The sequence below is a fragment of the Pseudomonas sp. B21-010 genome (assembly GCF_024749325.1).
GTDB classification, from domain to species: domain Bacteria; phylum Pseudomonadota; class Gammaproteobacteria; order Pseudomonadales; family Pseudomonadaceae; genus Aquipseudomonas; species Aquipseudomonas kilonensis.
Map to the genome: position 1 here is coordinate 5910505 of NZ_CP087198.1, position 22552 is coordinate 5933056.

Annotated in this window: 23 protein-coding genes; 10 read left to right on the forward strand and 13 right to left on the reverse strand. The window is 60.4% G+C overall.

Annotated elements, in window-relative coordinates:
* Positions 1 to 97 precede the first annotated feature (97 nt).
* Positions 98 to 1396, forward strand: a complete 1299-nt coding sequence (locus tag LOY50_RS26425; RefSeq protein ID WP_253470027.1) for an MFS transporter — start codon at positions 98 to 100, stop codon at positions 1394 to 1396.
* 83 nt (positions 1397 to 1479) lie between these two features.
* A complete protein-coding gene (locus LOY50_RS26430; RefSeq protein ID WP_253470029.1) occupies positions 1480 to 2109 on the forward strand; it encodes a glutathione S-transferase in 630 nt (209 codons plus the stop codon).
* A gap of 183 nt (positions 2110 to 2292) precedes the next feature.
* On the opposite strand, the gene creD is transcribed toward LOY50_RS26430, so the two are convergent.
* The 5 genes from creD to LOY50_RS26455 all read right to left on the reverse strand — a co-directional run bounded on the left by creD (position 2293) and on the right by LOY50_RS26455 (position 7541).
* Positions 2293 to 3666, reverse strand: coding sequence for a cell envelope integrity protein CreD (gene creD / locus LOY50_RS26435; RefSeq protein ID WP_258689561.1), 1374 nt, complete (start codon positions 3664 to 3666; stop codon positions 2293 to 2295).
* Positions 3667 to 3720: 54 nt separating this feature from the next.
* Complete coding sequence (locus LOY50_RS26440; RefSeq protein WP_258689562.1) at positions 3721 to 4695, reverse strand: alpha/beta hydrolase; 975 nt, start codon at positions 4693 to 4695, stop codon at positions 3721 to 3723.
* A gap of 171 nt (positions 4696 to 4866) precedes the next feature.
* Positions 4867 to 6285 carry a two-component system sensor histidine kinase CreC gene (gene creC, locus LOY50_RS26445; protein ID WP_253470035.1) on the reverse strand — a complete coding sequence of 473 codons (1419 nt, stop codon included), beginning with the start codon at positions 6283 to 6285 and terminating at the stop codon, positions 4867 to 4869.
* Complete coding sequence (creB, locus tag LOY50_RS26450; RefSeq protein WP_024618700.1) at positions 6285 to 6965, reverse strand: two-component system response regulator CreB; 681 nt, start codon at positions 6963 to 6965, stop codon at positions 6285 to 6287. Before creB ends, creC begins: the two co-directional genes overlap by 1 nt.
* Positions 6966 to 7034: 69 nt before the next feature.
* Positions 7035 to 7541 (reverse strand): ATP-dependent zinc protease, encoded by a 507-nt coding sequence (locus LOY50_RS26455; protein WP_024618699.1) that lies wholly within the window; start codon positions 7539 to 7541, stop codon positions 7035 to 7037.
* Positions 7542 to 7882: 341 nt separating this feature from the next.
* On the opposite strand from LOY50_RS26455, the gene LOY50_RS26460 reads away from it, so the two are divergent.
* The gene (locus tag LOY50_RS26460; protein ID WP_258689563.1) at positions 7883 to 8776 is read left to right on the forward strand and encodes an acyltransferase; all 894 of its coding nucleotides are present in this window, start codon (positions 7883 to 7885) and stop codon (positions 8774 to 8776) included.
* A gap of 169 nt (positions 8777 to 8945) precedes the next feature.
* On the forward strand, positions 8946 to 9338 hold the full coding sequence (locus LOY50_RS26465) for a DUF3757 domain-containing protein (protein WP_258689564.1): 393 nt from the start codon (positions 8946 to 8948) through the stop codon (positions 9336 to 9338).
* Positions 9339 to 9375: 37 nt separating this feature from the next.
* Here the strand turns inward: LOY50_RS26465 and LOY50_RS26470 are convergent, their stop codons facing one another.
* Positions 9376 to 9954: a DUF2780 domain-containing protein gene (locus LOY50_RS26470; protein ID WP_053182592.1), complete on the reverse strand. Its 579-nt coding sequence runs from the start codon at positions 9952 to 9954 to the stop codon at positions 9376 to 9378.
* A gap of 301 nt (positions 9955 to 10255) precedes the next feature.
* Here LOY50_RS26470 and LOY50_RS26475 point away from each other — a divergent pair, with 301 nt between their 5' ends.
* From LOY50_RS26475 to LOY50_RS26495, 5 genes are all read left to right on the forward strand, one after another.
* Positions 10256 to 10678 carry a DUF3757 domain-containing protein gene (locus LOY50_RS26475; protein WP_253470040.1) on the forward strand — a complete coding sequence of 141 codons (423 nt, stop codon included), beginning with the start codon at positions 10256 to 10258 and terminating at the stop codon, positions 10676 to 10678.
* 105 nt (positions 10679 to 10783) lie between these two features.
* Positions 10784 to 11359, forward strand: coding sequence for a hypothetical protein (locus LOY50_RS26480; RefSeq protein WP_253478324.1), 576 nt, complete (start codon positions 10784 to 10786; stop codon positions 11357 to 11359).
* Positions 11360 to 11708: 349 nt separating this feature from the next.
* A complete protein-coding gene (locus LOY50_RS26485; RefSeq protein ID WP_258689565.1) occupies positions 11709 to 11981 on the forward strand; it encodes a hypothetical protein in 273 nt (90 codons plus the stop codon).
* 168 nt (positions 11982 to 12149) lie between these two features.
* The gene (locus LOY50_RS26490) at positions 12150 to 12860 is read left to right on the forward strand and encodes a lytic polysaccharide monooxygenase (protein WP_258689567.1); all 711 of its coding nucleotides are present in this window, start codon (positions 12150 to 12152) and stop codon (positions 12858 to 12860) included.
* Between the two features lie 358 nt (positions 12861 to 13218).
* Positions 13219 to 13431 (forward strand): cold-shock protein, encoded by a 213-nt coding sequence (locus LOY50_RS26495; protein ID WP_024619756.1) that lies wholly within the window; start codon positions 13219 to 13221, stop codon positions 13429 to 13431.
* A gap of 8 nt (positions 13432 to 13439) precedes the next feature.
* On the opposite strand, the gene LOY50_RS29240 is transcribed toward LOY50_RS26495, so the two are convergent.
* Positions 13440 to 13697: a hypothetical protein gene (locus LOY50_RS29240; RefSeq protein WP_408980877.1), complete on the reverse strand. Its 258-nt coding sequence runs from the start codon at positions 13695 to 13697 to the stop codon at positions 13440 to 13442.
* A 6-nt stretch (positions 13698 to 13703) separates the two neighbouring features.
* Here LOY50_RS29240 and LOY50_RS29245 point away from each other — a divergent pair, with 6 nt between their 5' ends.
* Positions 13704 to 14570, forward strand: coding sequence for an RHS repeat-associated core domain-containing protein (locus LOY50_RS29245; protein WP_408980876.1), 867 nt, complete (start codon positions 13704 to 13706; stop codon positions 14568 to 14570).
* 100 nt (positions 14571 to 14670) lie between these two features.
* On the opposite strand, the gene fdhA is transcribed toward LOY50_RS29245, so the two are convergent.
* From fdhA to LOY50_RS26530, 6 genes are all read right to left on the reverse strand, one after another.
* Positions 14671 to 15870 (reverse strand): formaldehyde dehydrogenase, glutathione-independent, encoded by a 1200-nt coding sequence (gene fdhA, locus LOY50_RS26505; RefSeq protein ID WP_003177608.1) that lies wholly within the window; start codon positions 15868 to 15870, stop codon positions 14671 to 14673.
* A 181-nt stretch (positions 15871 to 16051) separates the two neighbouring features.
* On the reverse strand, positions 16052 to 16909 hold the full coding sequence (gene purU, locus LOY50_RS26510) for a formyltetrahydrofolate deformylase (RefSeq protein WP_014340578.1): 858 nt from the start codon (positions 16907 to 16909) through the stop codon (positions 16052 to 16054).
* A 224-nt stretch (positions 16910 to 17133) separates the two neighbouring features.
* On the reverse strand, positions 17134 to 17766 hold the full coding sequence (locus LOY50_RS26515; protein WP_258689570.1) for a sarcosine oxidase subunit gamma: 633 nt from the start codon (positions 17764 to 17766) through the stop codon (positions 17134 to 17136).
* A gap of 159 nt (positions 17767 to 17925) precedes the next feature.
* Positions 17926 to 20943, reverse strand: coding sequence for a sarcosine oxidase subunit alpha (locus LOY50_RS26520; protein ID WP_214509904.1), 3018 nt, complete (start codon positions 20941 to 20943; stop codon positions 17926 to 17928).
* A complete protein-coding gene (locus tag LOY50_RS26525; protein WP_003206305.1) occupies positions 20940 to 21269 on the reverse strand; it encodes a sarcosine oxidase subunit delta in 330 nt (109 codons plus the stop codon). The genes LOY50_RS26520 and LOY50_RS26525 overlap by 4 nt, the downstream gene beginning before the upstream one ends.
* 14 nt (positions 21270 to 21283) lie before the next feature.
* Positions 21284 to 22534, reverse strand: coding sequence for a sarcosine oxidase subunit beta (locus tag LOY50_RS26530; RefSeq protein WP_003177603.1), 1251 nt, complete (start codon positions 22532 to 22534; stop codon positions 21284 to 21286).
* Positions 22535 to 22552: the final 18 nt, after the last annotated feature.

Below are 22552 nucleotides of genomic sequence, written 5' to 3' on the forward strand. Positions count from 1 at the left end.
ACAAATTATTCCTTGCCCTCCTATAAAGGCGCATGTTGTACGACAACCTACAACACAACATGCGACACCAAATCCAAAAATAATTGATGGTGAAGTGATGAAAATCAAAGGCATCCGCTGGTGGATGGTTGGCCTGGTCACGGCCGGCCTGATGGTCAACTACCTGGCTCGCAATACCCTCTCGGTGGCCGCTCCCACCCTGATGAGCGAAATGAACATCTCCACCGAGCAGTATTCCCACATCGTCGTGGCCTGGCAGATCTGCTACGCGTTGATGCAACCGGTGGCCGGCTACATCATCGACGCCATCGGCACCAAGATGGGTTTCGCCATTTTCGCGTTCGCCTGGTCCATCGCCTGTGCCGCAGCGGCCATGGCATCGGGCTGGCAGGGCCTGGCATTTTTCCGCGGGCTGCTTGGCCTGACGGAAGCCGCCGGGCTGCCGGCTGCGGTAAAGACCTCTACCGAATGGTTCCCGGCCAAGGAACGCTCGGTGGCCATCGGCTGGTTCAACATCGGTTCCTCAATCGGCGCCGTGCTGGCTCCGCCGCTCGTGGTCTGGGCGATCCTGAACAGTGGTTGGGAGCTGGCGTTCCTGATCGTTGGCGGCCTGGGCGTGGCCTGGACGTTTCTCTGGCTGATCTTCTACAAGCATCCGCGCGACCAGAAGCTCCTGGGCGACACCGAGCGTGATTACATTCTCAGCGGCCAGGAAGCGCACTTCCAAGACCCGACGCCGAAGAAAGGCAGCTGGAAACGCATCATCGCCAGCCGCAACTTCTACGCCATCGCCAGCGCCCGGATCCTCTCCGAGCCGGCCTGGCAAACGTTCAACGCCTGGATCCCGCTGTACCTGATGACCGAGCGGCACATGAACATCAAGGAGATCGCAATGTTCGCCTGGCTGCCGTTCCTGGCCGCCGACCTGGGTTGCGTGCTGGGCGGTTACCTGAGCCCGTTCTTCCATAAATACTGCAAGGTGTCGCTGTTTACCTCGCGCAAAATGGTCCTGCTGTTCGGGGCGTCCTGCATGATCGGCCCAGCCTGCATCGGCCTGGTCGCCAGCCCTTACACCGCCATCGCCCTGCTGTGCGTCGGCGGTTTTGCCCACCAGACCCTGTCCGGCGCGCTGTACGCCATCACGTCCGATTCGTTCGGCAAGAATGAAGTCGCCACCGCCACCGGCATGGGCGGGATGTTCGGTTACCTGGGCGCCGCCGCCTTCACGCTGCTGTTCGGCGTCATGGTGACCAAGATCGGCTACAGCCCACTGTTCGTGCTGCTGGCAATCTTCGATATCATCGCCGCATTCATCGTCTGGACTGTCGCCCGGGAACTCAAGCACCAACCGGCAACGCCGTCGTCCGAGCCGCAAGCATTGCAACCGGCCGTCTGAGGCACCTTGCGGCCGGGCCCCTTCGGCTCGGTCGCACGAAAGCGCTATGCTGCGCAGCAAGCCCCACTGATCGAGACGTTGCCATGTCCACCCCCAGCATGACGCTGTTCCACAACCCCGCTTCGCCCTTCGTTCGCAAGGTCCTGGTGCTGCTGCACGAAACCGGCCAGCAAGACCGCGTGGCGTTGCAGCTCAGCCAGCTCTCGCCGGTCAAGCCGGACCGGGCGCTGATCGATGACAACCCGTTGAGCAAGATCCCGGCCCTGCGCCTGGCCAACGGAACGGTGATCCATGACAGCCGCGTCATCCTCGACTACCTCGATCACCAGCACGTCGGCAACCCGCTGATCCCCCGGGACGGTGCAGCACGCTGGCGGCGCCTGACACTGGCCTCCTTGGCCGATGGGATCATGGATGCGGCCGTGATGATCCGCTACGAAACCGCGCTACGCCCTGTGGAAAAACACTGGGACGAATGGCTCGATGCGCAACGGGACAAGATTCGCCGGGCCCTGGGCATGCTCGAAGCCGAAGCGATTGCCGAGCTGGCCTGCCACTTCGACGTGGCCTCCATCAGCGCGGCCTGTGCCTTGGGCTACCTCGACCTGCGCCATCCGGACCTGGAATGGCGCAAGGCCAATCCGCAACTGGCGGCGTGGTTTGCCGAGGTCAGTCTGCGGCCTTCGATGATTGAGACGGTGCCCAGGGTTTAGCTTTGCGTTAGCTGTGCCGGCCTTATCGCGAGCAAGCTCGCTCCCACAGGGGACCGTGGCGCTCTTTGTGGGAGCGAGCTTGCTCGCGATGGCAGCGCACCGGATCCAAAGGAAACAACCCAGCAATGCGCATCACCAACACGTCCCGCACCCGCTGATCCTCACGCAACCCCAGCGACCGGCTCATTTCACCTCTCCCAGATCAAAGCTCATCGCCGCCGCCGGCTTCGCGCCAACCCCGTACCAGTCCAGCTTGCGGGTCAGCACCATGAACACGCCCAGCAGGCCGAACAGCAACAGCGAGCCCATCAACAGCGCGTAGTCCTCGGCGCTCAACAGGCCGTAGAGCAAACCGTACAAGCCCGCCAGCCCTGCCGAGAATCCCAGGCCGTGGCTCACGCTGCGCAACACATGGCAGACATAGAACCCGATCAGCAATACACAGGCACTGGCCGACACCAAGTACGCCAGGGTGAAACCGATGTGCTCCGACAGCGACAACAGCAGCAGGTAAAAGAATGCCAGCGCCACGCCCACCAAGGCGTACTGGACCGGGTGCACCGCCAGGCTCTTGAGTACCTCGAAAAGGAAGAAGCCGGCGAAGGTCAGGGCGACAAACAGCAGCGCATATTTGATCGCCCGGTCGCTCTTGAGGTACTGGTCCACCGGGTCGATGAAGCTCACCCCGAAGGCCCGGCTGCGGAACGCTTCACAACTATCGCTCGGTTCGCAGGCTTGCAGCGTTTCCAGGAGGTTGGTGGAGAAAAACGACGTCTGCCAGTCGGCACTGAAACCCTGCTCATTGATTTCACGATTGGTCGGCAAGTAGTTGCCGATGAAGCTCGGATGCGGCCAGTCAGCCGACAGGTGCACCTTGGTGGATTTACCCACTGGCAGAATCTGGAACTCGCCAGTGCCTTGCAGGCGCAGGTCGAAACCGAAGGTCAACTCAGGACCGCCCTGGGCGGTGATCATCGGCAGCGGCACATGCACACCCTGCCCCAGCCAGCCGAGCCGCGAGCCAGGCAGGAAGTCGACGGTCTGCTGGTTGAGTGTCAGGGTCAGCGCATTCTCGATGCCACGAATATCGCTGATGCCGACGCTCAGGTATGGCTCGTCGAAGCGGTAATCGGCAAAATCCTTAGCAGCAACACCGTAGCGCTCAGGCACCTTGAAGCGGCCATCGATCCGGTTATCGGCATGGAACAAGCGCGCTTCGTAGATGCCCCGGGCACGGGTTTCGGTGCGGATCTGGCCGTCGAGTTCAAACTGCTCCGGTAAAAAATACAACTCACCCGCTCGCTCGACGGTTTCCAGGAAACGCACGCCGGTCTTCTCGTTGGTATTCCAGACCTTCACGCTCTTGCGAAACGGCACCACGATCATCGGCCCGATCAGTTGCTGGTTGTAGCTGGAGCTGCGGGCGATGTCCTGCAGCACACCGTCACGCAGTTCCTGGCGCTCATCAATGAGCCCGTTGATCATCAACAACGGGATCATCAACAAGAGAATCAATAGGGCGATCATGCCCAGTTTTATGGCGAGACTGCGGTTCATGTGGGGCTCTCCCTGTTCGAATGAGGGAGAGTCTGGGGTGGCTGTGTGTTGGGCTTATGGAGCGATTGTGGAGATTGTGTGGAGACAGCCATCGTCGTGTCGAGCACGAACGCCGGCATCCGCCACGTCCACGGCCTGGAAAGCTTCGCGCAGGGAATCCTCCATCAGCTGCCAGGCCTCCTCGGCTGACTCGTCCGGTCCCAGGTGGGTGAACATATGGTCGCAGCCTTCAAACATTCGTTGGCGCACCGGCACGCCGGCCTGGCGCAACTTCTCGGCGTAGGCCTCGCCTTCGGCACGCAAGATATCGTATTGCGCCGTGATCACCGTGGCAGCCGGCATCCCCGCCAGCGCCTCGACCGGCGCCAACAGGGGTGAGGCCAACGGATCGAGCGCCTGTGCCGGATCGCTCAGGTAGCAGCTGTTGAAGAAGCGCATCAGGCGGGCATTGAGCAGTGGCCGGGCACTGGTGGACGTTTTCAAGGCGGGGTCCTGGTGCAGATCCAGCGCCGCATAGTCGATCAACTGATGCACCACCTTCAACGCCTGGTGCCCGCGCGCCAGGCCCGCCACGGCGGCGGCCAGATTACCGCCGGCGCTATGGCCGCCGACTGCGAAACGCTGAGGATCGATACCCAGCGTTTCGGCTTCGCTGGCCAGCCATTCGAGCACCGCGAAGCACTGCCGCGGGCCTGCGGGGAAGGCGTGCTCCGGCGCCAGCACATAGTCGAGATTGACCACCAGGCAGTTCAGGTTATGGGCCAGTCGACGGCAATAGCTGTCGTCGTGTTCGGGCGTCCCGGCGACAAAGCCACCGCCATGGAAATTCAAGTACACCGGCAGCTTTGCCGAGGACTGCGAATGGGGCCAGTAAAACAGCGCCCGCGCAGCCCCCCAAGGCGTCGGGATGGTTTGCTCGACAACGGCGCGCAACGGAAACAACGCAGTGTCGTAGGTAAACTTCGCCTTCATTCTCTTGGCGAAGGCGCGCAACAACTTGGCCTGCAGTTTTTGCCAGAGGCTCACCATGCTCATGCTCCCGGTTGTGTATCCACGAATAGGACCAGCCGACCGAAAGTCATCTCGCCGTAAGGCATGGCTTGCTGACAGGTCTACAAAATTGTTCGCCGGTGCTGAGGGGAAATTAAACCTAAAAAATGGTTATGTAAATTAATCAATAACAAGATTAATCAAATTCCCTCAAGGCAACCTCAGCACCACCTCAACCCCACCCTCGACATTGCCAATACTGAATTGCCCCCCATGCAACTGCACCACTTCTTCCACGAAGTTGAGCCCCAGGCCAGTGCTCTTGCGGCCGCTGTCCGGGCGCGGCAGGGAGTAGAAACGCTCGCTCAGGCGTGGCAGTGCGTAGTCGGGAATCGGCGCGGCCTGATTGAACAGGCGGATCTCGACGCGATTCCCGTTGCGCTCGGCGCTGATACGCAGCCGACCGTTGACGGGGGTGAAGTCCAGGGCGTTTTCCAGCAGATTGCCCAAGGCCTGGCGCAACAGGAACGGCTCACCGGTCAGCGTCAGGTCGGTAGCGATGTGCTGTTCAACCGTCAACTGGCGACTTTCAATCCAGCCGCCACGCGCTTCCAGCAGCTCGTCCATCAACGCCGCCAGCGGCACCGCGACTTCTTCTTCCAACCCCTGGCGCTGCTCGATCTGGGCCAGGTTGAGCAAGCGTTCGATCAATTGCTGCATTCGCACGCTTTCGTTGTCGATGTTACTGACGAAGCGCTGGTGCTGGGCCGCGGGCATGTCGCTTTGCAGCAGTTCGGCGGCGCCACGAATCGCCGCCAGCGGGCTCTTGAGTTCGTGGGTGAGCGTGTGCACGTAACGCTCGACGTAGGCCTTGCCCTCGAGTTGGGTGCGCATGCGCTCCACGGCACCGGCCAGTTGCTCGAACTCGCCACCACGATAATGCGGCACCTCCACCCGACGCCCCTGGCTGACCGCCTGGGCGTAGATCGTCAAACGCCGCAGTGCCGCGCTGAGCCACCAGGACAACAAGCCGCCCAGCAACAAGCCCAGGGCGACCAAGCCGGCGCCATAGATCAACAGGCGCCGCTCGGTGCGATCGACATAAGGCTGCAAGGAGCTGTTGGGCTTGGCGACGGTGACGACCCCAATGATGCGGCCGTTGTCGCGAATCGGCGCGCCGACGTGCATCACCGAAGACGTCGGATCATCGGCAATGCTGCGAGTCGAGCGAGCGCCGTAGTGGCCGCGCAGGGTCAGGTAAACGTCGTTCCAGCGCGAATAATCCTGGCCCACCGCCACGCCACTGGAGTCGAGCACCACGATGCCGTTGGCATCGGTGACATAGATGCGATGGCTGACCTGGTTTTTCGGCAAGCCCCAGATCGTCGCCGCCGGCTGGCGCTCGCCGTAGGCCTTGAGCAACTGCGGCCAGCGATTCTGGTTGAGGGTGCCGGCCTTGAAATCGTCCCGCAGGATCTCGGCCATCAGGTTGGCGGTGTCCACCAGGGTTTCTTCGGTGGACTGGCGCACGCCGGGGCGGATCTCCTCCATGACCGTGTTGAGCACGAAATAACCGGTCAAGGCGATAAACAGCACATACACCAGGAAAATCCGGATCCCCAGCGACATCAGCTGTGCCCCGGGCTGTAGCTGTAGCCCAGGCCCCGATGTGTCTGGATCGGCTCGGCCTCGGCCCGGACCAGGCGCAGCTTGGCGCGCACGCTCTTGATGTGGCTGTCGATGCTGCGCTCGTAGCCGGCATCGCTGGCCACGCCCAGGGCATCGAGCAGTTGCTCACGGCTGAAGACCCGCTCGGGTTGCTCCAGCAGACAATTGAGCAGGCGGAACTCGTGACGGGTGAGGTTCAGCGGTGTGCCGCGATAGTTGATCTGCACGCGATCGGCATCAACCTGAAACAACGCCGTGCCCACCTCCGCCGCCGGCCGCGGCGCCACGCGTTTGAGGATCGCCCGGACCCTGGCTGCCACTTCGCGGGGGCTGAAAGGCTTGACCACGTAATCGTCGGCGCCGATCTCCAGGCCCACGATCCGATCGATCTCGCCATCCCGGGCTGTCAGAAAGATGACCGGAACGTCGCTGAAACGTCTGAGATTTTTACAAGTCTCGAATCCGCTGATATCCGGCAGGCCCACATCGAGAATGATCAGGTCCGCCGGGGTGTTTTTCTGGTGTTCGAGAGCGGCTGCGCCAAGGCTCAACCAGGTGGTGTCAAACCCCTCCCCTTGCAGGGCAAACACCAGCGTATCGGCGATGGCGGCTTCGTCTTCGACAATCAGGATATGAGGCATGGCTTGCGGGCCCGGCAGTAAAGTTGCCGGAACGGTGCCGCAAGCCTTGGGGTACGTCAATCAGGGAAATCAGCAGTCCGGCTTATCCGCCGTAAACCGCCGCGCCGGGTTCACCGCCGCCCCGAACTCACGCAACGCCTTCGCGCCAATCAGCAACGGGTAATTGAAACTGCTGCGATCGGTCAGGTTGACCTCGACCGTGCGCTTGACGTTACCCAGGCACAACTCCAGATCGACCACCGGGCGCTTGGTGGGCGCGATCTTTTCGTCGTCCTCTTCATCTTCCTCGGAACGGGTCTTGATCTTGCTGATGCGCGCGATCTTGTGCTCATAGACCTTGTTGCTCGCATCCTTGGTCGCCAGGCGGAACCGCACCCAGTCATCACCGTCACGGGTGAAGGTTTCGATGTCCTTGGCCGACAGCGAGGCGGTCAGGGCGCCGGTGTCCATCTTGGCCTTGAGCACTTCGCCACCGATTTCCGGCAGCGCAATGTATTCGTAGCGCCCGTACAGGGTTGGCTCGGCGGCCAGCACTGGAAGAGCCACCAGGGAAAGCAGGGCTAGAAGGGATTTCATGCAATAGGGCTTCCATTGTGGGAGTGGGGTTTTAGACCGTGGCCAACGAATTCGTTCGGTTAAACATCCCTGTGGCGAGGGAGCTTGCTCCCGCTCGGCCCTTGTAGGAGCTGTCGAGTGAAACGAGGCTGCGATCTTTCCAAAGACACTTGAGTCCGAAGCGAAAGATCAAAAGATCGCAGCCTTCGGCAGCTCCTACACAGCCGAGCGAGAGCAGTCTCTGACCACAAAAAGCACTCCCAACCTACCCTAGCCCAAGTGAAACTTTCGTCCACACCGATTTGGCCTGCCGCCCGAAGCTTGCTTATCATGGCCCGCCCACCTGCTTGCAAGAGTCATCTATGCGCCGCCTGCTCACCGGCTGTTTCGTCACGCTGCTGCTATTGCTCAACACCCTGGTGCTGTTCGGGCCGCTGATGGTGTTCGCCGTGCTCAAACTGATCCTGCCCGGGCGCTTTCGCGACTATGCCTCGTGGGCGGTGATGTGGATCGCCGAGACCTGGGCCGAGATCGACAAGCTGATCTTTGCCCTGTGCATCCCCACCCACTGGGACATCCGCGGCGGCGCGGACCTGCGTGGCGATACGTCTTACCTGGTGATCAGCAATCACCAATCCTGGGTAGACATCCCCGCCCTCGTCCAGACCCTCAACCGGCGTACGCCGTTCTTCAAGTTCTTCCTCAAGAAAGAGCTGATCTGGGTGCCGTTCCTGGGGTTGGCCTGGTGGGCGCTGGACTACCCGTTCATGAAGCGCTACACCAAGGCGTTCCTGGCAAAAAACCCGGAACTGGCCGGCAAGGACCTGGAAATCACCAAGGCCGCCTGCGAGCTGTTCAAGCGTCAACCGGTCACCGTGGTCAACTACCTCGAAGGCACCCGCTTCACCGCCGCCAAAAGCCAACAACAGCAATCCCCCTTCACCCACCTGCTCAAGCCCAAGGCCGGTGGCGTGGCGTTCGTGCTGGCGGCCATGGGCGAACAGCTGGACGCGGTGCTGGACGTGACAGTGGTCTATCCGCAGCAACGCATCCCCGGGTTCTGGGACTTGATCAGCGGCGCGGTGCCCAGGGTCATCATCGACATCCAGACCCGCGAGCTGGACCCTACGCTCTGGCAGGGCGACTACGAAAACGACCCGGTGTTTCGCCAGCAGGTGCAGGATTGGGTTAATCAGCTCTGGACTGAAAAGGACCGACGCATCGCCCAATTGCGCAACGAAAGGAGTGGAACCTAACAGTTCTGATAGTAGGCAGCGGCTGAAAAAGCTCCGATGCTGAAGGCTCGGCTTTTGGACCTGGCATTTTTTTATTCCAAATCAGCATAAAAAACTGTCAACCCTGACAGTACCCCTCGCCAGACCCAGCCGTAACCATGTCGCCGGGACATAACACGGAAGCAAACACATGCGAAACTTCATGACGGGCGGCGGCGGAATAATTCTGCTGATGATCGGCCATGTCCACGCCGGAGAAGTCACTTGTCCGGCCGTGGCACAACTCCATGACAACACTGCGACGATAGAAATGCAGGATGATCCCGAATGGCAAAGCCAGAGCCTCGTGCAGGAGCTCAACCCGGCGGCGCTGCCCTTCAACGACGCCGAGTTCGCGATCCATGGACCCGACGAAGATGAGCAGGTACCGAGGAGGGTGACCATCACCTGCAATTACGGCGAGAACAATCTCACGCTGGATTATCAGCCGATGTCTTTACCCTCGGCCGCCAACCGTTGCGCCAGCCGGGGCACCGACACCTGCAGACGAGTGAACACCGACTATTTCAGCTTGAGATTCTGATGGTTGCGTGGCGGATTTTCGATGTCGCCACACCTCATCAAACACCCGCACTACTCCCCCAAATCCCCCCCAGATTCTGCAGCAACGAACCCGCCACGCCCTGTTGACCGAGGTACTGCAAGATGATCGGGGCAAACTGGCCGATCATGCCGCTGTCCATGCCCAGCGCACTGAAGGCATTGTTCAGGTCGCCGGTGTCCTTGACGTTGCCCAGCAAGCCGTCGAGCAGTGCATTCTTGTCCGACCCGCCGCCGAGCAAACCGCCCAGGCCATTGAGCCCACCGATGGCGCTGTTCCCAGCGATCTGATCCAGGCCCGGGACACTTTTGCTCAACTCGGAAAACTGCGGCTCGCTGAGTCGGTTCTTCGCCAGCCCCAGCATCGCACCGGCACCGCCGATGGCCTGTTCCGGCGTGATCTTGAGTTCCGATCCCAAGGTGTTGAGCAGGCCGGCGGCTTTCGGCGCGGCGGCCACGGCGCCCTCACCCTGCTCGCCTTGGTTGCCCTGCATCGCCGACACCACATTGGCTGCATCACTGAGGCTGAACTGCGCGAAGGCTGGGCTGGCAGCCAGCGTCAACAGGCAAGACAGAGCAAAACCACGTGAAACCTTCATCCGGGACTTCCTCTTGAGCATGAAAAAGCCGCTCATAGAGAGCGGCGTAAAGCGTGCGTTGGACTGGTGTGGACGCAGATTGTTCCTAAACGTATTACAGGAATGGCCGATAGCCATTACAGAAAATTCTTCCAAGGCCGTCAGAAGTTTCTGAATCAACGAAAACTGCGCTTTTTTATATAGCTAAAAGTTACCAAACATCCATATACAGTTCTAAATTGACATAAAGAACTGCCCACCTTGACAGTAGCCCGCCCGACCAAAGCCGTGAATCGTTGATCTGAGCCCTGGAGCCTGGCACATGAAAAAAATACTGGCTGGAGGCGCGGCGTTGCTTTTGCTGATCATCGGCCAAGCCCATGCCGGTGAAATAACCTGCCCTGCCGTCACTGACATCCATAGAAACATTGAATCGGTGGAAGATGTTTTCTTCGTCGATGTACAGGACGACCACGAATGGGAGAGCGAAAGCCTCGTGGACGTGGTCGACCCGGAATCGTTGCAGTTCGAAGGTGCCGAGTACGTTATTCATGAAGCCGACGAGGACAGGCAGGCAACCACAAGGGCGACCATCACGTGCAGGTACGGGGACATAAATCTGAATATGGAGTATCAGCAGATCCTGGAACCGGCCTTTTCAGGGTGGGTGAACAATCGCTGCGAAAGCCCGAACACCAGAATGTGCAGGTTAATGGACGGCGACTACTTCAACCTGTTTCTTTGATCGGGAATGGCAACCGCGTCACTGTTCCTGCACAGCGTTTCAAGGCGCCCTGCCATCGCCCGCACCGTTACCGTACAGTGCGGCTTTCTCCAGCAGAGTTTGCCCATGAACGTAAAAATCGGCGGCGCCACCCTCGCCGTTATCCTGACGGGCATGCTCATTGTCCTGGGCGTCAACGAATGCCAGCGCGGCCCACTGAATCCGGAGCTGGCCGACGGCACCAGCGAAGAACAAAAGACCTGGCTGACCATTGAACACCGCATCAAGCGCTCCGACCCGACGCTTACCGATGTGACCCGCGACCAGCAAACGCTGACGGTGCTTTACCGTCCAGGTGCTTGCGCGGATGACTGCGAGCCCTGGGTGCCGCACCTGCTGCGCGTTGTCGGCCATGGCCTGGCAGCGCTCAACGGCGCGCCAGGGGGCAAGCAGTACACGCAAGTGACGGTCAAGGCGCGGATCCTTGCCGATGATGATGTGGAACTGGTCTATGACATGCCAGGGTTCGACGCCATCAAGACCCAACAAGGCGGCTACGAGACCTTTGCCAGCATGCCCCGCAGCCTGAAATTCAGCAGCGACGCCCTGGCCCAGGCGCAGGACTATTGCCAAGGTCCTAGCGCCAAAGGGTTCTACCCTGAATTTTGCGAACGGGTCGAGACTGCAACGGCCCATCGCTAACCGTGGCGAGGGCACTTGGACCCTGTAGGAGCTGGCGAAGCCTGCGATCTTTTGATCTTTCGCTTGAGACTCAAGTGTCTGGGGAAAGATCGCAGCCTCGTTTCACTCGGCAGCTCCTACACAGTGTCCACAACCCGACGCGTGCAATTTCTGGCCACAACCGGCGCTCGATCACCGTCGACTAAAAATCTTACAACTACTTGGGAAATCACCCGCAACAGCGAGCCTTGCCCAAGCCAATACGCGATGCCTATAGTTTGTCCCGTCGTCCACATGGCGACTCGGGTTTGGCGACTCGATACACCACGGCCTGAAGTCCTAATTTTATTAATCAATAAAGGCTCTAGCCATGAACCGATACATGCCCCTCACCGGCGTCGACTGCTCCCCCGCCGCCCTGCTCATCGATACCCAAGCCCCCCTCGACGTCCTCCACGAAACCGCCGCCTACCGCATCCGCGCCGTGACCCAACTGTTGGAAAACATCGCCTTTCGCGAAGAGCTCAGTTCCGACGCCGTCGTCCGCCACGACTTCGCCCTGCTCCTGGCGATTCCGTTGCGCGACGGCTGCGACGTGCTGGATGTCATTGGCCGGCGTTTGCAGGCGCAAGCCTTGGCGTGACGGTCACTGGCGCAATGCAGAATAGGTTATTTCCTTTTGGCCTTGCCTACTGTCAAGCCTGACAGTAGGCAACTATTTTCCTCAGTTCTAAGCTGGCAAGGCATCAGAAAATATCGCTTTGAGCTAAGTACTTTTCTCTACGCCGAAACGCCATGAAAGGAACTCACCATGAAACATTCCGGCCTTGCCCTGAGCAGTCTCCTGTTGTCCTGCATGGGTTTAATAAGCTGCACGAACAGTGCACCCCCTTCGACGGCTCCTGAGATCAAACATGGCACCTCGCAGTTGCCACCTTCGCGCCAGTACTATTGCTGGGAGCAAAAGGATTACAACAACGGTAGTGAAAATATTAGAAACGCCGCTTGCAGAGCAGCATTCGTAGGTGCGGGAAATGCGGACTGGGAACGCGCCCGTTTATTCAATGACTGGAGTGCCTATTCACAGAACATTCCCGCCGGCACAAATCTGCAGGACCTTGTCCCCGATGGAAAACTTTGCTCTGCCGGGCAGGACAGGTTCAACAGCATCAATATCATTCACGATGCCTGGCACACCACCAACCTGGAAGTACAGGATGGGCGCGTCCAGCTGAGCTACATCGCCATCCAGATGCATGAACCTAGTCAATTCCAGGTCTACCTGGCCGACCCGGATAACCTCAAGTGGGCCGCACTCAAGCAATCGCCAGACGTCAAGGTCACGCTCGCACCGGAGGCCAAAGGCCCGGGTCATTATTACCTGGACGTACAACTGCCCGAGGGTTACGTCACCGGCAGCAGGTCCGTGATTTTTATAATGTGGCAACGTCACGAAGACCCGGCCCGCGAAACATTTTTCAGTTGCAGCGACGTGGTGCTGAATGCAACGAAACAAAAATGAAGTTCCACAAATAGCAAACAAAGCCGGGTCAAGGGTTAACGCGCTATACCTACCATTCATCCCGTCGTCCTCCAAAACGTTGCCCTGCTCCTGGCGATTCCCTTGCGCGATGGCTGCGACGTGCTGGACGTGATCGGTCGCCGCTTGCAGGCACAAGCCATGGCCTGACCGCGGCGCCAGTCATCCGACTATCAACGCGCAAGCCGTTATTTCCTCTCGGCATTGCCTACTGTCAACCTTGACAGTAGGCAACTGTTCATTCGGGTTCTAACCTGCAGCCGTGACAACGACAAACAAGGCTCTGGGCAAACCACAGTCCCTGTGCCTTTCTTCATTCGGGCAAGCAGGAAGAATAAAAATGAGCGACCGAATCAAAGGAACCGTGAAGTGGTTTAACGATGCAAAGGGCTATGGCTTCATCACTTGCGGCAAAGGAGGCAAGGAATTGTTCGTTCATTACTCGGCGATCGCCGGCGAGGGTTATAAAACATTGAAACAGAAGCAAACAGTCTTCTTTGAAATCGAGAAGAGTGACAAAGGCATGCAAGCCATGAGAGTGACGCCGGATTAACCCTCGGCTCACGCAGGAGTCAATCCATGTCGGCAAACCACAAAACGCTGCTCTGCCGTTACCACTATGACCCACTGGATCGCCTGGCCGATTGCACGCCATCGGCCCAGGCCCACACCCAGCGCTTCTACCTGAAGGAGCGCCTGACCAGCGAGATCCAGGGCTCGGTACAACGCTCGATTTTCCAGCAGGGCGATCAACTCCTGGCGCAACAACAGCGCCAGGATGGCGTCATCGAAAGCACCTTGCTCGCCACCGATCAGCAACGCTCGGTGCTGCACGCGCTCGATGCCACACAGCCTCATCCCCTCGCCTACACACCCTACGGTCATCGCCCTGCGGAAAACGGCTTACTCAGCCTGCTCGGCTTCAACGGCGAACGGCCGGATCCGGTGACGGGGCATTATTTGTTGGGTAATGGGTATCGGGCGTTCAATCCGGTATTGATGCGGTTTAACAGCCCGGACAGTTTGAGTCCGTTTGGGGACGGGGGCGTGAATGCTTATACGTACTGTGTTGGAGATCCGGTAAATCGGGTGGATCCGACGGGGCACTTACCGGCATGGTTTAAATCCATTGGGAGGGCACTGGGATTCATACAGCCATCGTCGCGAGTAGCGCGTGCTGATCGGGCCTATAACCTTGCAGTGCAAGAGACAGCAGGACAAGGCATCTCAGGGTTCCCAACCAACGGAGTTCCCAATAGACCACTTACGCCCCCTCCTTCTCCCATCGCATCAAAGAGCCCGAACGATTTAACTGCTGCATGGACAACTAGAGAAACGATAGCAGTACATCACTCGCCTTCTGCCTCCCGTCGCGGCTCGCATTCCTACTACTTAGACGGGGGTGAGACATCGGACATTCCGTTTGCTTCAGGCCCCCCATCACCGGAACTCTCTCGGCCGCGCGCTTCTTCACAACACTCATGGTGGGACCCCTTCACAGCAAGGAGAGCTCGTAGAGCTGCTGAAGGTCATAGACCAGCTGTTGTTATGGATGACAATGATCCAGGGCTAACTGCTCTTAGACATCGATTTGGCGTTGTGCCTCCCGGTTACGATGATACTCCGCCACCACCTTACGATGCTCCACCGTCTTACGAGGAGGTGTCGCGCAACAGAGTTCGACGAACTTAAGCAGCCAATACTTACATCCTCACATCACCCACGCTTTACGCTGAGCTGAATAAAAAGGGCGACATCACAGTCGCCCTTTCCCCGTCTTGCCCTTTACCGCTTACGCCGCACTGAACAACTTATGCGGATCAATCACAAACTTCTTCGGCACGCCCGCATCGAACTCGCCGTAACCCTTCGGCGCGTCATCCAGGCTGATCACCTGTACGCCAACGATTTCAGCAATGTTGATACGGTCCCACATGATCGCCTGCATCAGTTGGCGGTTGTACTTCATCACTGGGGTCTGGCCGGTGTGGAAGCTGTGGGATTTGGCCCAGCCCAGGCCGAAGCGGATGCTCAGGCTGCCCATTTTCGCCGCCGCATCGACAGCACCCGGGTCTTCGGTGACGTAGAGGCCGGGGATGCCGATTTTGCCGGCTACGCGGACCACGCCCATCAATGAGTTGAGCACGGTGGCCGGGGCTTCGTGCTTGACGCCGTCATGGCCGTGGCCGCGGGCTTCGAAGCCGACGCAGTCGACGGCGCAATCTACCTCTGGCTCGCCCAACAGTGCGGCGATTTGCTCGTGCAGCGGAGTGTCGGTGGACAGGTCGACAATTTCGAAACCTTGAGCCTTGGCGTGGGCCAGGCGGATGGAGTTGACGTCGCCAATGATCACCACGGCCGCGCCCAGTAGACGGGCGGAAGCAGCGGCCGCCAGGCCAACCGGGCCGGCACCGGCGATGTAGACGGTGCTGCCAGGGCCAACGCCGGCGGTGACTGCGCCGTGGTAGCCGGTCGGCAGGATGTCGGACAGGCAGGTCAGGTCGCGGATTTTCTCCATGGCCTTGTCGCGGTCCGGCAGTTTCAGCAGGTTGAAGTCGGCGTACGGCACCAGTACGTATTCAGCCTGGCCGCCAGTCCAGTCGCCCATGTCCACGTAACCGTAGGCACCGCCGGCACGGGCCGGGTTGACGGTCAGGCAGACGCCAGTGTGTTGCTCTTTGCAGGAACGGCAGCGCCCGCAAGCCACGTTGAACGGCACCGACACCAGATCACCGATTTTCAGGTTCTCGACGTCGCTGCCCTTTTCGATCACTTCACCGGTGATTTCGTGACCCAGGACCAGACCGGTCTGGGCGGTGGTACGGCCGCGCACCATGTGCTGGTCGGAGCCGCAGATGTTGGTGGAGACCACGCGCAGGATGACACCGTGCTCAATCTTCCTGCCGCGCGGGTCCTGCATTTTTGGATAGTCGATTTTCTGTACTTCGACCTTGCCGTTGCCGAGATACACGACACCACGATTACCAGACATGCTTTCACCTCGCTGTTGTTTTTGTGGAACTGCGTTGCCCAGGCAGGCAGCGCGTTGATTGCTCGGGTTAGTGCTTGTGTCTTTGTTTCTTTGTCGTCTGTAAGGGCCTCATCGCGAGCAAGCTCGCTCCCACAGTTGATCGCGTACTCCCTGTGGGAGCGAGCTTGCTCGCGATGTCGGTCTAAAGAACGACAGTGCGATTGGCGTTCAAGAACACTCTTCGCTCGATGTGATACCCCACGGCCCGGGCCAGGGTGAGCCCTTCAATATCGCGGCCCTTGGCAATCAAATCTTCGGGATAGTGGCTGTGGTCCACCACTTCCACGCCCTGGGCGATGATCGGACCTTCATCCAGGTCGTTGTTGATGTAGTGCGCCGTGGCACCCACCAGCTTCACGCCTTTGTTGTAGGCCTGGTGATACGGCTTGGCGCCCTTGAAGCCCGGCAGCAGCGAGTGGTGGATGTTGATCGCCTTGCCGTCGAGCTTGCGGCACAACTCCGGCGACAGCACTTGCATGTAGCGCGCAAGGATCACCAGCTCAGCACCAGTGTCTTCGATCACCTGCCACACCTGCCGCTCCTGGGAGGGCTTGTCGTTCGGATCCAGGGGGAAATGGTAGTAGGGAATCTGGTGCCAGTCGGCCAACGGCTTGAGATCGGGGTGGTTGGATACCACGGCCACCACGTCCATGGACAACTGGCCGATGCGCTGGCGGTAGAGCAAGTCGTTGAGGCAGTGATCGGCCTTGGAGACCATGATCACCACTTTGGGCCGGTAGTTGGGCGGCGTCAGTTCGAAAACCATGCCGAAGGCTTCGGCACGCTCGGCCAGGCCGGAACGGAAATTCTGCTCGTCAAAACCGTCGGGTTGACGAAACTCCACGCGAATGAAGAAGCGCCCCGAAAGCCGGTCGTCGAAGGAGTGGTGCTCGGTGACGTAGCAGCCCTGCTCGAACAGAAAGCGGGTCACCGCGTCCACCGTGCCGAGCACGCTGGGGCAGTCGGCAGTCAAGATCCATGTGTCTGGGGCGCGGCTCATTGCGGTGACTCCTGTTCAAAATTAACTGGGCGACATAGAACCCTGTGGCGAGGGAGCTTGCTCCCGCTGGGCTCTGTAGGAGCTGTCGAGTGAAACGAGGCTGCGATCTTTCCAAGGACACTTGAATCCCAAGCGAAAGATCAAAAGATCGCAGCCTTCGGCAGCTCCTACAGAGCCGAGCGGGAGCAAGCTCCCTCGCCACAACAGCATTCCAAGACCAAGAATCAGGCCTGCACGCTCAAGCCATACTCAGCCGCGGCGTCCTGCAACCACAGCCACCAGTAATCCGAGAAGCTGCGGCGGATCACCAGTTCCCAGGTGTCTTCGCCCGTGTGGCGGATCACCAGTTGCGACTTGGCGAACACCGTGCCCACGGCCTTGCCCACCGGGAAGTTGCTTGGGTGAACATCGTAGCTGGTGGATTTCATCAGCACGTCGCGCACATTCGGGCCGGACAGTTCGAGGATCTGCTGGCCACCGCTGACGTTGACGATCTGGATGTGCAGGTCGCCCAGGGCTTCACGCAGTTTTTTCTCGGTGGCAAACTCTTCGCCGGTGGGTACCACCAGCAGCCACTCGTCCGGGCCAAGCCATTGCAGGCTGGTTTCACCCTTGACGATGACGGTCAGGGCGCCCGGCAATTCCAGGCCCAGGGCCTTGTGCACGCCGGCGGCGAACGCCGGGTCGTGACCGTCGCCACGAAGGGTCAGGTGGCCCAGGAGTTTTTTCTCGCGCACGGTCACGCCGGCGTTCTTGCGGCCCTTGCCCACCAGGCTGGCGAGGTCGGCATGGTGCAGCGACGACTCGGCCTTGGCCCCGGTGGTTGGGCGTTGTGGGTACACGTTGACTGCGGTCATATGGAGCACCTGTCTGAATGCTTGTTCGACCTGCCGGTGCGTGGCGCTGTGGGAGCAAGGCTTGCCCGCGATGAACGATAACTCGGTCTGATGGCTACCGTGTCGCCTGCATCGCGAGCAAGCTTTGCTCCCACACGCCCCCACCACAGGGCTTAAATGTTAGATATTCTGCCGATCCCCCTTCGGATCGAAGAACACCGAAGAAACAATCTCTGCCTCGATCACGCTGCCGTCGGCCAATGGCGCGAACACGCGCTCGCCCATCCGCTTGAGGCCGCCCTTGACCACACCCATGGCAAATGAATAACCCAGGGAGTTGTGGGCATAGCTGGAGGTCACGTGGCCAACCATGGTCATCGGGATCGCCTGCTTGGTGTTGAACACCAGTTGCGCGCCCTCCGGCAGCCAGACATTCGGGTCGATCGGCTTGAGGCCCACCAGTTGCTTGCGCTCTTCACGCACGCAATCTTCGCGATTCATGCCGCGCCAGCCGATCCACGAGAACGGTTTGGTCCGTCCTACGCACCAGCCCATGTTCAGGTCGTCCGGGGTCATCGAGCTGTCAGTGTCCTGACCGACAATGATGAAGCCCTTCTCGGCCCGCAATACGTGCATGGTCTCGGTGCCATACGGGGTCAGGTTGTACTTCTTCCCGGCCTCGACGATCTGCTCGAGCACGCCCATGGCGTAGTCGGCCTGCACGTTGATTTCGTACGACAGTTCACCGGTGAACGAAATGCGGAACACCCGCGCCGGTACGCCGCCCACCAGGCCTTCCTTCCAGGTCATGAACGGGAAAGCGTCCTTGTCCAGGTCGATGTCGGTGACGTCGCTCAGCAGCTTGCGGCTGTTGGGTCCCGACAGGGTCATGGTTGCCCAGTGGTCGGTGACCGAGGTGAAGTACACCTTCAGGTCCGGCCATTCGGTCTGGTGATAGATTTCCAGCCATTGCAGCACGCGCGCCGCGCCGCCGGTGGTGGTGGTCATCAGGAAGTGGTTGTCCGCCAGACAGGCCGTTACGCCGTCGTCGAAGACCATACCGTCTTCCTTGCACATCAGGCCGTAGCGGGCCTTGCCCACGTCGAGCTTGGTCCAGGCGTTGGTGTAGACGCGGTTGAGGAACTCGCGAGCATCCGGACCCTGGATGTCGATCTTGCCCAGGGTCGAGGCGTCCAGCAGGCCAACGCTGTCACGCACGGCCTTGCATTCGCGCTTGACCGCGGCATGCATGTCTTCGCCGTTCTTCGGGAAGTACCAAGGACGCTTCCACTGGCCGACGTCTTCGAACTCGGCGCCGCTTTTCACATGCCAGGCATGCAGCGCGGTGAAGCGCACTGGCTCGAAGATGTGCCCGCAGTGCCGGCCCGCCACCGCGCCGAAGGTCACCGGCGTGTAGTTCGGACGGAACATGGTGGTGCCCATCTGCGGAATGCTCACGTTCAGCGAACGGGCCGCGATGGCCAGGCCGTTGACGTTGCCCAGTTTGCCCTGGTCGGTACCGAAGCCCAGTGCGGTGTAGCGCTTGACGTGTTCCACCGATTCGAAGCCTTCGCGGGTGGCGAGTTCGATGGCGGCGGCAGTGACGTCGTTCTGCAGGTCGACGAATTGCTTCGGTGCCCGTGCAGTGGATTTTTCGTGAGGCACCTGGAACAGCGCCAGGGTCGGCTCTTCGTGACGGCTCAGGGCCTTGGGCAACACACCCTCCACCGCTTTGAAGCCGGCTTCGTTGGCCGCGCGCACGCCGCCTTCAAAACCGTCAGCCAAGCTATCACCGAGGCTGTAGACACCATTCACACCACCGACACAGACACGCTTTTGCGGTGCTTCGCCCGGTACGAAACCGAGGATGTCTTCACGCCAGATCGGCTTGCCACCCAGGTGCGAAGCCAGGTGAACCACCGGGCTGTAGCCGCCGGAGCTGGCCACCAGGTCGCAGTCCAGCCATTCGCCGGGGCTGGTGACTTTGTGGGCACGGACGTCGATCGCGGCAACACGTGCCCCGGTGACGCGCTTGCTGCCACGAGCCTCGATCACGGCGCTGCCGGTGAGGATGCGAATGCCCTTGGCGCGGGCTTCTTCCACCAGCGCACCACGCGGGTTGCTGCGCGCATCGGCGACAGCCACCACTTGCAGGCCGGCGTCGAACCAGTCCAGGGCCACGCGATAGGCGTGGTCGTTGTTTGTGCTCAGCACCAGTTTCTTGCCCGGTGCCACGCCGTAGCGACGCACGTAGGTGGACACCGCACCGGCCAGCATGTTGCCCGGCACGTCGTTGTTGCCATAGACCAGCGGGCGCTCGCAGGCGCCGGTCGCCAGGACCACGCGCTTGGCGCGGACGCGGTTGATGCGCTGGCGGACCTGGCCGATCGGTGCGCGGTCGCCGAGGTGGTCGGTGAGGCGCTCGTGGATGGTCAGGAAGTTATGGTCGTGGTAACCGTTCACCGTGGCGCGAGGCAACAGCAACACTTGCGGCATCGATTGCAGTTCAGCCACCGCAGCAGCGACCCATTCGGTCGCCGGCTTGCCGTCCAGGCTCTCGCGGGATTCGAGCAGGCTACCGCCGAACTCTTCCTGCTCATCGGCCAGGATAACGCGCGCACCGCTGCGGGCCGCGGCCAGTGCGGCGGCCAGGCCAGCGGGGCCTGCGCCGACGATCAGCACGTCGCAGTGACGGTTCATGTAGTCGTAGGTGTCCGGATCGTTCTCGGTCGGCGAGCGACCTAGCCCTGCGGCCTTGCGGATGTACTTCTCGTAGGTCATCCAGAACGATTGCGGGTACATGAAGGTTTTGTAGTAGAAGCCCGGCGGCATCAGCTTGCCGCCGACCTTGCCGAGAATGCCCATCATGTCGTTGTTCACGTTCGGCCAGCCGTTGGTGCTGGTGGCGACCAGCCCCTGGTACAGCGCCTGTTGCGTGGCGCGCACGTTAGGGATTTGCGTGGCTTCGGTGGCACCGATCTGCAGCACCGCGTTCGGCTCTTCGGCACCGGCGGCGAAGATGCCGCGCGGACGCGAATACTTGAAGCTGCGGCCGATGATGTCGACACCGTTGGCCAGCAGCGCGGCGGCCAGGGAATCGCCCTCGAAGCCTTTGTAGGTCTGGCCGTTGAAGGTGAAGCTCAGCGCTTTGTTGCGGTCGATCCGTCCGCCGTTGGACAGGCGATTGATCTGGCTCATACCTTCTCTCCCAGAGCCTGTGCGGCCGCTTTCGGACTGTCAGCCTTGTCGGTGAATTGCGGCTTTTGGCCGATCTTGTAGGTTTCGAGAATCTCGTAGGTCACGGTGTCGCGAGTCACGTTGAAGTACTGGCGGCAACCAGCGACGTGATCCCACAGCTCGTGGTGCAACCCGCGTGGGTTGTCACGGAAGAACATGTAGTCGCCCCACTGTTCGTCGGTGCAGGCATTCGGATCCAGTGGACGCGGGATATGCGCCTGGCCGGATGCATGGAATTCCTCTTCGGAGCGCAGTTCGCCGCAGTGAGGACAGAAGATGTGCAACATAGGGATTTCTCCTGTTAGTGGGCGACGGCAGCAGCGCCGTGTTCGTCGATCAGTGCGCCGTTGTGGAAACGGTCGATGGAAAACGGCGCGGCCAGCGGGTGCATTTCACCCTTGGCCAGGCTTGCAGCGAAGACGTTGCCCGAGCCCGGGGTGGCCTTGAAGCCGCCAGTGCCCCAACCGCAGTTGAAGAACATGTTCGGCACCGGGGTCTTGGAGATGATCGGGCAGGCGTCCGGCGTGGTGTCGACGATGCCGCCCCACTGGCGGTTCATGCGTACGCGGGACAACACCGGGAACATCTCGACGATGGCCTGGACCGTGTGTTCGATCACCGGGTACGAGCCACGCTGGCCGTAGCCGTTGTAGCCGTCGATACCAGCACCGATCACCAGGTCGCCCTTGTCGGACTGGCTGATGTAGCCGTGCACGGCGTTGGACATGATCACGCTGTCGATGATCGGCTTGATCGGCTCGGACACCAGCGCTTGCAGCGGGTGGGATTCGATCGGCAGGCGGAAGCCCGCGAGCTTGGCCATGTGCCCGGAGTTACCGGCCGTCACCACGCCGACGCGCTTGGCACCGATGAAGCCCTTGTTGGTTTCCACGCCGATGCATACGCCGTTTTCCTTGCGGAAACCGATCACTTCGGTCTGTTGGATCAGGTCCACGCCCAACGCGTCCGCCGCCCGGGCAAAGCCCCAGGCCACGGCATCGTGACGGGCCACGCCGCCGCGACGCTGGACGGTGGCGCCCATCACCGGGTAGCGGGTGTTTTTCGAGCAATCCAGGTACGGGATCTCGTCGGCCACTTGCTTGGCGTTGAGCAGCTCGCCGTCCACGCCGTTGAGGCGGTTGGCGCTGACGCGACGCTCGGAATCACGGATGTCCTGCAGGGTGTGGCACAGGTTGTAGACGCCACGCTGGGAGAACATCACGTTGTAGTTCAGGTCCTGGGACAGGCCTTCCCAGAGTTTCATCGCGTGTTCGTACAGGTGGGCCGATTCGTCCCACAGGTAGTTGGAGCGCACGATGGTGGTGTTGCGCGCGGTGTTACCGCCGCCCAACCAGCCCTTCTCGACCACGGCCACGTTGGTGATGCCGTGTTCCTTGGCCAGGTAGTAGGCGGTCGCCAGGCCATGCCCGCCACCGCCGACGATGACCACGTCATAGACCTTTTTCGGGGTCGGCGTACGCCACATCCGCTGCCAGTTTTCGTGATGGCTGAGAGAGTGTTTGAAGAGGCCGAAGCCCGAATAGCGTTGCATAGTCATTACTCCAAAACC

What these genes read in the sequence shown, in the direction of transcription:
- LOY50_RS26425 (WP_253470027.1), top strand. Translation starts at nt 98, where the DNA reads ATGAAAATCAAAGGCATCCGCTGGTGGATGGTTGGCCTGGTCACGGCC.
- LOY50_RS26455 (WP_024618699.1), bottom strand. Translation starts at nt 7,541, where the DNA reads ATGAAATCCCTTCTAGCCCTGCTTTCCCTGGTGGCTCTTCCAGTGCTG.
- creB (WP_024618700.1), bottom strand. Translation starts at nt 6,965, where the DNA reads ATGCCTCATATCCTGATTGTCGAAGACGAAGCCGCCATCGCCGATACG.
- purU (WP_014340578.1), bottom strand. Translation starts at nt 16,909, where the DNA reads ATGAGCCGCGCCCCAGACACATGGATCTTGACTGCCGACTGCCCCAGC.
- LOY50_RS26530 (WP_003177603.1), bottom strand. Translation starts at nt 22,534, where the DNA reads ATGCAACGCTATTCGGGCTTCGGCCTCTTCAAACACTCTCTCAGCCAT.
- LOY50_RS26470 (WP_053182592.1), bottom strand. Translation starts at nt 9,954, where the DNA reads ATGAAGGTTTCACGTGGTTTTGCTCTGTCTTGCCTGTTGACGCTGGCT.
- creD (WP_258689561.1), bottom strand. Translation starts at nt 3,666, where the DNA reads ATGAACCGCAGTCTCGCCATAAAACTGGGCATGATCGCCCTATTGATT.
- fdhA (WP_003177608.1), bottom strand. Translation starts at nt 15,870, where the DNA reads ATGTCTGGTAATCGTGGTGTCGTGTATCTCGGCAACGGCAAGGTCGAA.
- LOY50_RS26495 (WP_024619756.1), top strand. Translation starts at nt 13,219, where the DNA reads ATGAGCGACCGAATCAAAGGAACCGTGAAGTGGTTTAACGATGCAAAG.
- LOY50_RS26430 (WP_253470029.1), top strand. Translation starts at nt 1,480, where the DNA reads ATGTCCACCCCCAGCATGACGCTGTTCCACAACCCCGCTTCGCCCTTC.
- LOY50_RS26520 (WP_214509904.1), bottom strand. Translation starts at nt 20,943, where the DNA reads ATGAGCCAGATCAATCGCCTGTCCAACGGCGGACGGATCGACCGCAAC.
- creC (WP_253470035.1), bottom strand. Translation starts at nt 6,285, where the DNA reads ATGTCGCTGGGGATCCGGATTTTCCTGGTGTATGTGCTGTTTATCGCC.
- LOY50_RS26480 (WP_253478324.1), top strand. Translation starts at nt 10,784, where the DNA reads ATGAACGTAAAAATCGGCGGCGCCACCCTCGCCGTTATCCTGACGGGC.
- LOY50_RS26490 (WP_258689567.1), top strand. Translation starts at nt 12,150, where the DNA reads ATGAAACATTCCGGCCTTGCCCTGAGCAGTCTCCTGTTGTCCTGCATG.
- LOY50_RS26515 (WP_258689570.1), bottom strand. Translation starts at nt 17,766, where the DNA reads ATGACCGCAGTCAACGTGTACCCACAACGCCCAACCACCGGGGCCAAG.
- LOY50_RS26475 (WP_253470040.1), top strand. Translation starts at nt 10,256, where the DNA reads ATGAAAAAAATACTGGCTGGAGGCGCGGCGTTGCTTTTGCTGATCATC.
- LOY50_RS26485 (WP_258689565.1), top strand. Translation starts at nt 11,709, where the DNA reads ATGAACCGATACATGCCCCTCACCGGCGTCGACTGCTCCCCCGCCGCC.
- LOY50_RS26525 (WP_003206305.1), bottom strand. Translation starts at nt 21,269, where the DNA reads ATGTTGCACATCTTCTGTCCTCACTGCGGCGAACTGCGCTCCGAAGAG.
- LOY50_RS26465 (WP_258689564.1), top strand. Translation starts at nt 8,946, where the DNA reads ATGCGAAACTTCATGACGGGCGGCGGCGGAATAATTCTGCTGATGATC.
- LOY50_RS26440 (WP_258689562.1), bottom strand. Translation starts at nt 4,695, where the DNA reads ATGGTGAGCCTCTGGCAAAAACTGCAGGCCAAGTTGTTGCGCGCCTTC.
- LOY50_RS26460 (WP_258689563.1), top strand. Translation starts at nt 7,883, where the DNA reads ATGCGCCGCCTGCTCACCGGCTGTTTCGTCACGCTGCTGCTATTGCTC.